General features: G+C 72.9%; 12 protein-coding genes. 5 read left to right on the plus strand and 7 right to left on the minus strand.

The window, feature by feature from the left end:
- The first annotated feature begins 176 nt into the window (after window positions 1–176).
- The 4 genes from DMB38_RS08955 to DMB38_RS08970 all read left to right on the plus strand — a co-directional run bounded on the left by DMB38_RS08955 (window position 177) and on the right by DMB38_RS08970 (window position 4,790).
- Entirely contained in the window at window positions 177–1,106 is a 930-nt protein-coding gene (locus DMB38_RS08955; RefSeq protein WP_164715948.1) for an SRPBCC family protein, read from the plus strand.
- A gap of 107 nt (window positions 1,107–1,213) precedes the next feature.
- Window positions 1,214–2,404: a DegT/DnrJ/EryC1/StrS family aminotransferase gene (locus DMB38_RS08960; protein ID WP_125934725.1), complete on the plus strand. Its 1,191-nt coding sequence runs from the start codon at window positions 1,214–1,216 to the stop codon at window positions 2,402–2,404.
- Complete coding sequence (locus tag DMB38_RS08965; RefSeq protein ID WP_125934726.1) at window positions 2,401–3,516, plus strand: DegT/DnrJ/EryC1/StrS family aminotransferase; 1,116 nt, start codon at window positions 2,401–2,403, stop codon at window positions 3,514–3,516. The genes DMB38_RS08960 and DMB38_RS08965 overlap by 4 nt, the downstream gene beginning before the upstream one ends.
- Before the next feature lie 11 nt (window positions 3,517–3,527).
- Window positions 3,528–4,790 (plus strand): nucleotide sugar dehydrogenase, encoded by a 1,263-nt coding sequence (locus DMB38_RS08970; RefSeq protein ID WP_240662070.1) that lies wholly within the window; start codon window positions 3,528–3,530, stop codon window positions 4,788–4,790.
- Between the two features lie 136 nt (window positions 4,791–4,926).
- On the opposite strand, the gene DMB38_RS08975 is transcribed toward DMB38_RS08970, so the two are convergent.
- The 7 genes from DMB38_RS08975 to DMB38_RS36720 all read right to left on the minus strand — a co-directional run bounded on the left by DMB38_RS08975 (window position 4,927) and on the right by DMB38_RS36720 (window position 11,725).
- Window positions 4,927–5,814, minus strand: coding sequence for an AfsR/SARP family transcriptional regulator (locus DMB38_RS08975; protein ID WP_125938906.1), 888 nt, complete (start codon window positions 5,812–5,814; stop codon window positions 4,927–4,929).
- Between the two features lie 296 nt (window positions 5,815–6,110).
- Window positions 6,111–6,518 carry a hypothetical protein gene (locus DMB38_RS08980; protein ID WP_125934727.1) on the minus strand — a complete coding sequence of 136 codons (408 nt, stop codon included), beginning with the start codon at window positions 6,516–6,518 and terminating at the stop codon, window positions 6,111–6,113.
- Complete coding sequence (locus tag DMB38_RS08985; protein WP_125934728.1) at window positions 6,515–7,474, minus strand: Gfo/Idh/MocA family oxidoreductase; 960 nt, start codon at window positions 7,472–7,474, stop codon at window positions 6,515–6,517. Before DMB38_RS08985 ends, DMB38_RS08980 begins: the two co-directional genes overlap by 4 nt.
- Entirely contained in the window at window positions 7,464–8,570 is a 1,107-nt protein-coding gene (locus DMB38_RS08990; RefSeq protein WP_125934729.1) for an Ldh family oxidoreductase, read from the minus strand. Before DMB38_RS08990 ends, DMB38_RS08985 begins: the two co-directional genes overlap by 11 nt.
- Window positions 8,567–9,862: a M20/M25/M40 family metallo-hydrolase gene (locus DMB38_RS08995; protein WP_125934730.1), complete on the minus strand. Its 1,296-nt coding sequence runs from the start codon at window positions 9,860–9,862 to the stop codon at window positions 8,567–8,569. Before DMB38_RS08995 ends, DMB38_RS08990 begins: the two co-directional genes overlap by 4 nt.
- Complete coding sequence (locus tag DMB38_RS09000; protein ID WP_125934731.1) at window positions 9,859–10,716, minus strand: sugar phosphate isomerase/epimerase family protein; 858 nt, start codon at window positions 10,714–10,716, stop codon at window positions 9,859–9,861. Before DMB38_RS09000 ends, DMB38_RS08995 begins: the two co-directional genes overlap by 4 nt.
- The gene (locus DMB38_RS36720; RefSeq protein ID WP_164715949.1) at window positions 10,706–11,725 is read right to left on the minus strand and encodes a Gfo/Idh/MocA family oxidoreductase; all 1,020 of its coding nucleotides are present in this window, start codon (window positions 11,723–11,725) and stop codon (window positions 10,706–10,708) included. Before DMB38_RS36720 ends, DMB38_RS09000 begins: the two co-directional genes overlap by 11 nt.
- A 193-nt stretch (window positions 11,726–11,918) precedes the next feature.
- Here DMB38_RS36720 and DMB38_RS09010 point away from each other — a divergent pair, with 193 nt between their 5' ends.
- On the plus strand, window positions 11,919–12,719 hold the full coding sequence (locus DMB38_RS09010) for a class I SAM-dependent methyltransferase (RefSeq protein ID WP_052770279.1): 801 nt from the start codon (window positions 11,919–11,921) through the stop codon (window positions 12,717–12,719).
- Window positions 12,720–12,723: the final 4 nt, after the last annotated feature.

Raw genomic sequence — 12,723 nt, forward strand, 5'->3', positions numbered from 1 at the left:
GTGACCTCCTGCGGACGACGGACGTACGCGTCCCCGATGGTCCACCCCGGCCTGGTGCCGCGATGGTGAGTGGAGGCAGCCTCCGTCGAGCCACCAGCAAGAGACGATCGAATCCTCACTGCCGCTCTTCACGATCGAAGCCACGGCACGTCCGGCGGAGAAGGGGACGATCCACCATGGCGCACTCCCACCATGTCAGGCACACCGGCACCGTCGCGGCGCCCGCGATCGTCGTGTACGGGCTCCTCTCCGACGTGCCGGGATGGTCCCGGCTCTTCCCCGCCGTCGTGCACGCCGAACGGGACCCGGCGGAGGGCGGCGAGGACGTGCTGCGGCTCTGGACGACCGCGGACGGCGGGGTCGACGACGTGCGCGTACGCCTCACGCCCGACCCGGACGCGCTCACCCTCGGCTTCCGGTACGAAGGACCGCGCCCCCCGGCCGCCGGCCGGAGCGGCACCTGGCGGATCCGCCCGGCGGCGGGCGGCTGCGAGGTGGTGCTCGACCAGGCGTACGCGGCGGCAGGCGACGACCCCGAGCGACTGGCCTGGCTCCGCGCGGCGGCCGAGGCGGACGCCAAGTCGGGGCTGGAGAGCCTGAAGCAGGCCGCCGAACACGCCGACCGCATCGGCGACGTGCTGCTCACCTTCGCCGACGAGCTGGAGATCGCGGCCGCGCCGGCGGCCGTCCACGACTTCCTCTGGCGCGCCGGCGCCTGGGCGGAGCGGGTGCCGCACGTCGCCCGGGCGGCGCTCACCGAGGTCTCGCCGCGGGCGCAGCTCCTGGAGCTGGACACGGTGCTCCCCGACGGGAGCACGCACACCACCGAGTCGGTACGGGTACGCCCCGGCCCCGGGCGGATCGTCGCCAAGCGGCTGCGGCTGCCGGCGCTGCTGGCCGCGCACCTCACCGAATGGTCGTTCACCGAGACGGCCGGCGGCGTACGGGCCGTGCACCGGCACACCGCCGTGCTGCGGCCGGAGGCGGTGCCGGACTTCCCGGGGGCGGGGGCGACGCTCGCCGGGGCCCGCGCGCACGTGCGCAAGGCGCTGGGGACGGCCAGCCGGGAGACACTGCGCTGCGCGCGGGCGGCGGTAGAGCGGTAGAGCCGTAGAAGCCGCTCCTACCCCGGGGACTGTCACCCCGGGTGCGTTCCGTGCAGGCAACAACTTGTCCGTGGCCGCCCCCGGAATCGCTCCCTACGCTGGCGCGTATGGCGCTCACCCACTCCGAAGCTGCGGCCCCACCTGTGCCGTTCTTCTCCCAGGCACGGAGCTTCACCGAGCTGTGGCCGCAGATCAGTGACCACGTCAACGCCGTCTTCGACCGGGGCAAGTACTCCCACGGCCGCCAGGTCGGGCAGTTGGAGCGCGCCGTCGCCGAGTACACCGGCGCCCGGCACGCCCTCGGCGTGAACAGCGGCACCGACGCCCTCGTCCTGCTGCTCAGGGCCGCCGGCATCGGCCCCGGGGACGAGGTGATCGTGCCCGCGTTCACCTTCTTCGCGACCGCGTCGTCCGTCACGATGGCCGGCGCCCGTCCCGTCTTCGCCGACATCACGGCGGACGGCGACTACGCGCTGGACGCGGACTCCGCCGAGGCGCTCGTCACCGAGCGCACCAAGGCCGTGATGCCCGTACACCTCTTCCACCAGCTCGCGGCGATGGACCGGCTCACGGAGCTGGCGCGGCGCCACGACCTGAAGCTGCTGGAGGACAGTGCCGAGGGCATCGGCATGCGCTGGGACGGCGTGCACGCCGGGCTGCTCGGCGCCGGCGGCGTGCTCAGCTTCTTCCCCACCAAGACCCTCGGCGCCCTGGGCGACGCCGGGATGATCCTGACGGACGACGACGACATCGCCCAGCAGGCCGCGATCCTGCGCCACCACGGGCGGATGGGCAAGACGCTGGACCACATCGCCGGCATCTCCAACCTCTCCGGCGTCTCCGGCACCAACAGCAAGATGGACGACGTCCAGGCCGCGGTGCTGCTGGCCAAGCTCACCCGGCTGGATGCCGACATCGCCCGGCGCCGGGAGCTGGCGGCCGCGTACGACGAGCGGCTGCGCGGGCAGGAGGGCATCCACTCCCTGCCCCGGCTGGTGCCCCGTCCGGCGCAGGCGGACCCGGTGTTCTACGTCTACCTCATCGAGGTCGAGCAGCGGGACGAGCTGGTCGAGTTCCTCGCGGCCCGCGGCATCGGCACCGAGACGTACTACCCCCGCCCGCTCCACCTCCAGCCCTGCTACGCCGGGCCCGAGCACCCCGAGGGCTCGCTGCCGGTCGCGGAGCGGACCTGCAAGCGCACGCTGGCCCTGCCTTTCTACCCGGACCTCACCGAGGACCAGGTGGACATCGTCTGCGGGGCCGTCGCCGACTTCTACGCCGGAGGTGCCGGACGGTGACCATCCCGTTCTTCCCCGACGACCTCTTCGAGCAGGACCGGCAGGCGTTCCTCGACCTGCTCTACGAGGTCGGCACGGACGACGAGCAGAAGTTCATCCTCGGCCGGCGCACCGCGGAACTCGAACGCGCGACCGCCGCCGCGACGGGCGTCGAGCACGCCGTCGCCTGCTCCAGCGGGACCGGCGGGCTCAACCTCGCCGTCCAGGCGGTGGGCGTGGGCCCCGGCGACGAGGTGATCGTCCCGGCGTTCTGCTGCCAGCCGGTGGCCAGTTCGGTGGCGAACCTCGGCGCGACCCCGGTCTTCGCCGACGTCGACCCGCACACGATGGTGATGGACCCGGCGAGCACCGAGGAGCTGATCACCGAGCGCACCCGGGCCCTGATGCCCGCCCACGTCTTCTCGATCATGGCCGACATGCCGGCCATGAACAAGATCGGCCGGGCGCACGGGCTGACGGTGATCGAGGACGCCGCGGTCGCGCAGGGAGCGGTGCTCGACGGCACCCCGTCCGGCGCCTGGGGCGACCTCGGGGTGTTCTCCTACTTCCAGGTCAAGGCGTTCGGCACGGCCGGCGAGGGCGGCATGGTCGTCACGGACGACGAGGACCTGGCCCGCAGGGTGCGGATGCTCCGCAACCACGGCCAGGACGGCATCACCCGGTTCCTGCACCACGAGATCGGCCAGAACAGCCGCTTCGACGAGATCCTGGCCGCCTTCCAGTTGCACCGGATCGGCGGCTTCGCGGACCGGCTGGAGCGCCGGGCCCGGATCGCCGACTACTACACGGAGCGCTTCGCCCCGCTCGCCGACCGCGGCCTCGTCGCCCCGCCCGCGGGCCGCAACGGCCGCTGCTACTACGTGTACTCGCTCCTGGTCGAGCGGCGCGAGGACCTGCGCGCCTGGCTCACCGAGAAGCAGATCGGCACGCACATCTACTACCCGGTGCCGCTGCCGCTCCAGCCCGCGTTCGCGAAGTACGCCCCCGAAGGCGCCGACTGGCCGCGGGCCCGGCAGGTCAGCGCCCGCAACCTGGCCATCCCGATCTGGCCCCACCTGACGGACTTCCAGGTGGAGTTCATCGCCGACTCGGTGTGCGAATTCTTCGACTAGGGGGTACGGGCATGGGCGAGAAGGTCGTCGTCATGGGGCAGGGCTACGTGGGCCTGCCGCTGGCCGTCGCCGCCGCGGAGCGCGGGTACGAGGTCGTCGGCTTCGAGGTCGACGAGGACCGGGTGAAGAAGCTCGCCGTGGGCGAGTCGTACGTCGGCGACGTGGACTCGGCGCAACTCGCCGCGCTGCTGGACAGCGGGGCGTACCGGCCCACGATGGAGCCGGACGACCTCGCCGGCTTCGACCTCGCGGTGATCACCGTGCCCACCCCGATGCGCGACGGCCTGCCCGACCTGTCGTACATCGAGGCCGCCGGCACCACCCTCGCCCGCTGGCTGCGGCCGGGGGCGGCGGTCTCGCTGGAGTCGACCAGCTACCCCGGCACCACCGGCGACGTCCTCGCCCCGCTGCTGGAGCGGCTGTCCGGACTGGCCGCGGGCACCGACTTCCACCTCGGCTACAGCCCGGAGCGCATCGACCCGGGCAACACCCGCTGGACGTTCACCACCACGCCGAAGGTCGTGGCCGGGGTCGACGAGCGCTCCCGCCGCCGGCTGGCGGACTTCTACGGCTCGATCGTCGACACGGTCGTGCCGGCGCCCACGATCCGGGTGGCCGAGATGGCGAAGGTGCTGGAGAACACGTTCAGGCACGTCAACATCGCCCTGGTGAACGAGCTGGCCATGCACGCGGAGGCGCTCGGCGTCGACGTGTGGGACGCGCTGGACATCGCCGCCACCAAGCCGTTCGGCTTCATGCGCTTCACCCCGGGCCCCGGGGTCGGCGGCCACTGCCTCCCGGTCGACCCGCTGTATCTGTCGTGGAAGGTCGAGCAGGATCTCAGCAGGCCCTTCCGGATGGTCGCGCTGGCCGACGAGCTGAACACGCAGATGCCCGAGTACGTGGTCCGCCGGGTCACCCGGGGCCTCGGCAGGCGCGGCCAGACGCTCCACGGCGCCCGGGTGCTGATGCTGGGGCTGGCGTACAAGCCGAACACCGGCGACGTACGGGAGTCGCCCGCGGTCCGCCTCGCGGAGCAGCTCCTCGCGGAGGGCGCCCAGGTGCGGGTCGCGGACCCCGTGGTCTCGGAGGACCCGGGGGTCGCGGGGCTGGTGCGGGTGGAGCTGTCGGACGAGGAGGTCCGGGCGGCGCATGTCGTGCTGGTCGCCACGGACCACGACGCCTTCGACTACGCGCACCTCGTGGCGACGGCCGGCTATATCTTCGACTGCCGGCACCGGGTGCCGGCCGCGGACCATGTGGAATCCCTCTGAGCCGCGGGGCGAATTTCAGGACATTGTATACCGCAGTTCCGAAATACTTATCGCCGAGTTCATACGGACAGGGAAAAAGCACCCCCGGCGCGAACGCCGAAGGTGCTTTTCCGGAGGACACGGAATCCGGGCCCCGCTATACGTCCCTACCGAAAGCGGCGGACGCCAGCGCGTGTTGCTCCACCCGGCCGGGCGCCACGAGGTCGAATGGACCGGCGTGGACGGATTTCGTCAGGTCGGGACCGCGCAGGAGATCGTCCAATTCGGGGTCGCAGGTCAGCACCGCCTGTTGCAGATTCCGGATCATCGGTGAGGGCTCCAGGCCCAGTTCCTCACGGAGCGTCGTACGCAGCCGGTGGACGACCTCCAGGGCCTGGCTGCGCCGTCCCGACCGGTACATCGCCAGGATGAGCCGGGCGTGCAGGCTCTCCCGGGTGGGCAGCTTGGTGGTGAGCGAACTCAGTTCGCCGAGCACCTCGCGGTGCCGGCCGAGCCGCAGGTCGGCGTCGATGCGCTGCTCCTGGACGCTCATGCGGTCCTCTTCGAGTCCGACCGCGTACGCCCTGACCACCGGCCCGACCTGGACGTCCGCCAGCACCGACCCCTGCCATAAGGCCAGTGCCCGGCCCAGGAGTTCGGTCGCCGCGACGTCGTCGGTGTACAGCTTGGACCGGCCGCTGGCCACGAGCGTGGCGAAGGTGTTCGTGTCCAGCTCGTCCCCGCGCACCGTGAGCAGATAGCCGCCGTCCCGTGTCTCCAGTATCCGCCGGGCCGCTTCCAGACTGCCCACCCGCGGCACCCGGCGCAGGATGCGCCGCAACTGCAGGATGTAGGACTGGACCGTCGAGAGCGCGGTGTTGGGCGGAGTGTTCTCCCAGAGTTCCTCTATGCATGTGCGCGTCGAGACAACCTGGTTGGCGTTGAGCAGGAGCAACGAGAGTAGCTGTCGTTGTTTGGGCGCCGTCGGAGTATAAGAGCACCCCTGTTCGTGCATGCGCAGTGGACCGAGTAGGGAAAATTCCATCGCGCTCTCGAACCCTTCCGATAACTCGTGCACGTAAACGGAGGCTCGATCGGTGATCACTCCCCCGTGATATCCCCCAGAGACCTCACGGGAGAGTAACCGACCGCATGGTTCGGCACAAGCAGTGTCACAGGCGGCCGGGTTGCCGGTCCCCGCCGACCAGGGGTGGCGGGCCCCGTCGGCAACTCGGCGCCAAGTCGGCCGCAATTGGTTCCCAAGCACCGCGCAAGGTGTCCTTCAGCGCGCGGATCATTGCGGGCCGCCGCCGCCCGGCGGTGAAAGGAAGAGGGCCCGGATCACGGCTGCGGGCCGATGGACACCTTCATGTCGGGCGTCAGGCCGAGTTCCCGGCCGGTGACGGTCGCGTCGACCGCGATGAGGATGTTGTAGTGGTTGGGGAAGTGGCAGGAGTCGAAGCCGAGTACGGAGCCGACCCGCTTGCCGTCGATCACCACCGGGTCGCCGCGGTCGACGACGCCGGCCTCGGAGATCTCCACGAAGCCGAGGAACCCGACCCGGTCGACCCGCGCGCCCGTCGTGGTGTCGTGCTGGTCGGTGGTGACGAGTTCGTGCACCTCGCCGCTGCGGACGCAGCGGCTGGCCCACTCGTCCACCGACATCCCGCGGTCCTCGCGGCGGTGGATGAGGATCTTCACCAGCCGTCCGGTCACCGTCAGCTTGTCGCCGTCCTCCTGCGGGTTCACCGCGCTGCTCCCGTCGTCGTCGGCTCGCCGGCCGTGCTTTCCCTGCGGTAGATCTCCGCGACCAGCTCCAGCGCCGCGAGCCCGCCCTCGGCGCGGTCCTCCCCGGCGCGTACGGCCTGCGCGAAGTCGGTCACGATGCCCCGGTACTCGTGCCACAGCGACTGCTTGAACTCCGGGTAGCCGTCGAGCATGTCGGCGCTGTGCAGCGAGCCGTCGGTGAGCCGGACCGTGACGTCCTTGCGCTCGCCCTCGTACGACCAGTCCAGCTCCACCCGGCCGCGGGCGCCGGAGGCGGCGGTGAGCGACACCTGCGCCTGCCGGTCGGTGCCCGCCTCGTCGCGCACCACCTCGGCCGACTCCAGTTCGACCGGGCCGAGGAACTGGCGCACGGTGTCGAAGGCGTTGGGCCCGTTGTCCGCCACGCAGCCGCCACCGCAGCGGTCGGCGTCGAGGTACCAGGCGTCGGCGCCGGCGTGCTCCTCGATCTTCTCCAGGTAGCGCACGACCATCCACTCGATGCCCACGCCGGGCGGGATGGCCTCCAGCAGCGCGAGCGCGTTGCCGTTGTAGCGCCGGTGGAAGGCGGTGAAGAGCACGACGTCGCGGTCGCGGGCCGCGCGTACCAGCGCGCGGCCGTCAGAAAGGCTGGTGGCCAGCGGCTTCTCCACACACACCGGCAACCCGGCGGCGATCAGGTCGCCGCACACCGCCGCGTGCGCGTCGTTCGGCACGTTGACGACGGCCGCGTCCAGACCGCCGGCCTCGAGCAGGTCCGCGTGGCTCGTGAAGCAGGGGACGCGGTCGCGGTACGGGGCCAGCGCCTCGTCCCGCAGGTCGCACACCGCGGCCAGTTCGACCCCCGGCACCTCCTCCAGCGCCGCGGCGTAGAAGCGGGAGATCACGCCCAGGCCGATCAGCCCGATGCGCAGCGGGCGGGTGATGTCGTCACCGGTCATTGCGGTCTCCCTCCGGGAGCTTCAGCCCCAGGTCGTCGGCGACGGAGCGCAGTTCGCCGAGGAGCGCGTCCGCCACGGGCACGCCTTCGGCCAGCGCCGCGGCCTTCAGGTCCGCCTCCCGGCAGCCCGGGTAGACGACCTTGTCGGTCCCCGGCAGCGTCGGGCTGCCGGTGAGGGCGGCGAAGAGCCCGGCCGCCTGGCGGGTGAAGTCCTCCTCGGGGCGGAGGGCGGCGGGCGCGACGGCCAGGACGAAGAAGCCGATGTCGTCGTCGCGGCCGCTCGGGCCGCCGGTGCCGGAGTACGCCTCGGGGTCCGGGCCGAGCCCGGCGCCGGGCACCAGCGCGGCCAGCACCTCGACCAGCAGCGCGAGACCGTAGCCCTTGTAGCCGCCGGTCTCCGGGTGGCCGCCGAGGAAGAGCGGGAAGCCCTCGCCGCGGTCGAGCGCGTGCGGGTCCGTCACCCAGCGGCCCTCGGCGTCCTGCAGCCAGCCCTCGGGTATGGACCGGCCGGCCCGCGCCGCCTCGCGCACCTTGCCGGTGGGGGCGACGGTGGTGCTCATGTCCAGCACGAACGGCGCCTGCCCGGGGCCCGCGGGGGCGGCGGCGGCGAGCGGGTTGGTGCCGAGCATGGCGACCCGGCCGCCCGGCGGGCGGGCGATGCGCTGCCGGCCGCAGTTCGAGGCGACCAGCCCGATCATGCCGTTCTCGACGGCGCGGGCGGCGTGGAAGCCGGCGCAGCCGAGGTGCGTCGCGTCGCGTACGGACACCATGCCGATGCCGTACTGCCCGGCCCGCTCGGCGGCGAGGTCCATGGCCTCCGCGGCGGCCCACAGCCCCAGGCCCTTGCGGGAGTCGAGCAGCACGGTGGCGCCGCGGTCGGCGAGCACCTCGGGCTCGGCGGCGGGCGCGACCCGGCCGGAGGTGAAGAGCGGCAGGTAGAGGCGGGTGAGGTTGGCGAGGCCGTGGGAGCGCATGCCCACGAGGTCGCCGTAGACGAGGGCTTCCGCGGCGGTACGCGCCCGGTCCTCGGGTACGCCGTGGGCCTGGAAGACCTCGGTGGTGAAGTCGGTGAGCTGGTGGTACGGCAGCAGGGTCATGACGATCCGTTCGTAGCGGAGGCGAAGGCGGCCACCATGGAGGCGATGCCGTCGGCGTAGCGCTCCAGGTCGGCGGCGTCGACGTACTCGTCCGCGGCGTGGGCGCCGTTGGCGTCGAGGTCTCCGGGGCCGTAGACGACCGTGTACGCGTGCGGCAGGGCGTGGGCCCAGATGGCGTCGCAGGTGCAGGCGGGGGCGTCCGGCGGGGCGTACTCGAGACCGGCCCCGGTCAGCACCTGCTCCGCCCAGGCGTCGCGGTTGTCGAGCGCGGGCAGGCCGCGCTTGAGCCACGCCAGCCGGGTGATCCGGCGGGCGTCCCGTGCGGTGCGGGCGAAGTCCGGCAGCCCGCCGAAGACGGCGGCGAACTCGTCGATCCCGGCGGTCAGTTCGCGCTCCAGCGCCTCCTCCTGCGCCCGGCCGGCCGCGGCGGTGCGGTACGCCAGGTTCAGCAGCAGGGCGCCGGTGCCGTAGACCTTGTTGTGCGCGGCGCCGGTGTGCAGCCCGGCGACGCAGACCCGGCCCTCGGCCACCGCGCCGGGCAGCGTGCGGGCGAGCCGCTGGGCGAGGAAGCCGAGGAGCACGGAGGCGTTGTGGCCGGCGTCGGGGTGGTCGTCGATGGAGTCGGCGCCGGCGACGGCGATCCGGGCGGTGGCCGCCGCGGTGGCGCGGGGCACGAGCAGGCCGCGGGTCGGCTCGCAGAACACGTTGATGCGTCCCGTCCAGCCCTGCTCCACCAGCGGCCGGGTGCCGAAGACCCCCATGGCGCCGCCCTCTTCACCGGAGACCGCCTGGATGAGCACGCCCACGTCGGTGCCGAGCGCCGGCACCCGGGTGATCGCGGCCCGCAGCCCGGCGAGCAGCGCGACGGCGGGCCCCTTGGCGTCGACGGCGCCGCGGCCGTGGAAGCGGTCGCCGGCCAGGTGCGGCGGCTTGCCGCCGGCGACCGTGTCGAGGTGCACGTTGAACATCAGGGTGCGCGCCCGGGGCAGCGCGCCGCCGAGCCGCAGCACGAGGCTCGGCTGGTTGTCCAGGAACCCGTCGACCCGCCGCGCCATGTCGCGCACCTGCGCGGGCACGTCGGGCCGGTCCAGCCACTCGGGGCCCGGCGCGGCGTGGTACGCCACCTCGAAGCCCAGCTCGGCCGCGGCCCTGGCGTAGCGCATCTGCGCCTCGCGCAGCCGCGGCGGCTCCGCGTCCGGGCCGGTCTCCATCGGCCCGGCGGTCGGTAACCCGACCAGATCGAGCAACAGGTCGCGGTCCGCGCGCGACATCCGTACCTGCGCCGTGGTCATACGGTCACCTTGCCGATCCGGGCGAGCAGTTCCTCCAGCGCCCGGCCGCAGGCGACGAAGGCCGCGCGGGTCTCGTCGTCGCCCGCGGTCGCGGACTCGTGCGGGCGCACCTTGACGTGCGGCTCGATCGACAGCGCGCCGGTGTAGCCGCGGTCGATCAGGTGCCGCAGGCAGTCCAGGACGCGGCACTCGCCGTGTCCCGGCAGCGTGTAGCGGATCTCGTCGCCCTCGACGACGGCGTCCTTGATCTGGACGTGCTCGATCCACGGCGTGAGCTGGGGCAGCAGGTCGTACGCCCGGTAGCCGTAGGCGGGCCCGTTGCCGGTGTCGAAGACCAGGCGCAGCGCGGGGCTGTCGACGTACCGCAGGAGCTGGAGCATGCGGTCGGCGCTGGCGCCGGCCCAGCCGGCGCAGTTCTCGTGGAGCAGCACCAGCCCGGCGCGCTCGGCGCGTTCGGTGAGGATCGCCATGCGCCGCAGGACGACGGCGCGCCAGGCGCCGGGGCTCAGCCCGTCGTTGGGGTACGACATGACGCGTACGTACCGGGTGCCGAGCGTGGCGCAGCGTTCGGCGAGGATGTCCAGCTCGTGCAGGTCCTCGTCGAAGTCGCCGGTGACGGGGCGGGCCCAGTTGGCGATCCGGGAGTCGACGCAGTGCACGCCGAGACCGGCGGCGCGCACCGAGCCGGCCAGCTCGGCGAAGGCGGCGTCGTCGAGGTCGGCGAGCGCGACGCCGTCGACGGACCGCAGTTCGATCAGCGGCCAGCCGAGTTCGTTCAGGGCGCCGGTCTGGACCGCCGCCGGGGCGCCCGCCTCGTCGCCGATTCCGCAGAGCGGGAGGGTGTCAGCCGGCATCACGTGCCTCCGTCCTGGAGCCGGACATGTGCTTGGCCGCGTCGAGCAGCCGGACGACCTGCATCTGGCGCCGCACCCGTGCGTCCAGCACGGCGTCGTCGGGGTCGTCGCCGGCGAGGTGCCGGTAGGCGTCGAGCAGGCAGGCGTCGAGGGCGAGGTCCGGGAAGACGGACTCCGCCGGGGGGCCGTCCACCGGGCTCGCGGTGAGGTGCGCGTAGTGGTCCTCGCTGCCGACGGGGTAGTGGCCGACGACCCGGCCGGACGCGAAGTCCAGCTCGATCCGGCGCTCCCGGCGGGGCGAGGTGAGGTCGCACTCCAGCCGGCTCACCACGCCCGAGTGGTGGCGCAGCGTCAGCTCGGCCCCGCCCATGCCCGGCACCCGCCGGCCGCCGACGTCCACGTCGGTGAGGGCGGCGCCGGTGACGTCGGCGTCGCCGGCCAGCCGCAGCGCGACGCCGACCGCGTGCGGCGGCTCCACGTCGAAGGCCGTCCGGTGCCCGGCGCTGTTGAGGGTGCGGTGGATACGGGGCTTGTGCTGCCGTATCCGGATGTGCCGCAGCGGGCCGAAGCGCCCGCTCTCGACGAGGTCGGCGAGCCGTTCGGTGAGCGTGCTGTGCAGCCACGGCGCGACCACGGCCATCCGCAGCCCGTACTTCTCCCGGACCGCCGCCAGTTCGGCCAGCGCCTCGGCGGTGTCCGCGAGCGGCTTCTCCACCAGGACGTTGACGAACCCCAGCTCGCCGAGGGCGGCGAGCACGCCGGCCCGCTCGCCGGGCGGGGTGCACACGTGCACCAGCGTCGCCGCCGGGTCGAGCCGCAGCCGGGCCGCGGCCAGGGAGCCGACAATCTCGATCTCCGGGTCGTCGTCCGGGCCGCCGGCCGGCCCCGTGTCGTACCCGAGCGGCGGTGAGGCGGAGAAGAGATCGGGAAACCGGCGCCGCAGTCGCAGCAGGACCGGCAGATGGAGCTCGCGGCCGGAGCGTCCCAAACCGACGATGAACGTACGCAACACGCATTCCTTACGGTCGTCCGTCCGGTACGAAAGCGAGGTACGTCAGCAGGCTACGGCGGGAGGCGGAGCCGGGGTGGTGGCAGATATCTGCCGTCCCGTCCGGCCCGGGGACATGGAATTGCCATGGCCGTCCGGCAATTCCGGCTCCTACGCTCCCCACGCGAAAGCCGGATTATCTCTGGGGGCGTGTGTGTCCAACTCAGAACAGCCCGCCAAGCGTTATGTCTTCGACCCGCTGTGGGACCAGGAGACCGAACGGCTGCTGACGAACGAGGCGATCTGGGATCCCGGTACCAGTGAGCGGCTGGACCGGCTCGGCGTCGCCGCCGGCTGGTCGGTGCTGGAGGTGGGCGCCGGCTACGGCGGCACCGCGGAGCGGCTCGCCGAACTCGTGGGCCCCACCGGCCGGGTGACCGCCGCCGACCTGGAGACCGGCCGGCTGGCGCGGCTGAAGGACAAGGGCATCGAGGTGCTCCAGGTCGACATCACCACCGACGAGCTGCCCGCCGGGCAGTTCGACCTGGTCCACTCCCGCATGCTCGTCCAGCACCTGCCCGACCGCCCCGCCGCCGTCCGCAAGATGGTCGCCGCGCTCAAGCCGGGCGGCTGGCTCTTCCTGGAGGACACCGACTCGCTGCCGCTCTTCCGCAGCGTGGTCTCCGAGGACTTCCTCCAGGACGTCCGCGCGGCCGGCTACGGGCTGATGCGCGAGTCCGGGCACGAGCCCCGCGGCGGCCACTTCGACCTCCAGGCGGTGCTGGAGTGCGGCCTGGAGGACGTGTCCGCGGAGGGCCGGACGGTGATGATGCAGGGCGGCTCGCCGCAGGCGCGGCACTACCAGCTCTGGCTGGAGTTCATGCGCCCGCGGATCACCGGCGCCGGGCTCCTCGACGACGCGCGGATCGACGCCGCGCTGGAGGAGATGGCCGACCCGGCGAACCGCTGGCTGAGCCAGATCCTCATCTCCACGTACGGCCGCCGGCCGCGCTGAGCGG

The sequence above is a fragment of the Streptomyces sp. WAC 06738 genome, from assembly GCF_003945505.1.
Classification (GTDB): domain Bacteria; phylum Actinomycetota; class Actinomycetes; order Streptomycetales; family Streptomycetaceae; genus Streptomyces.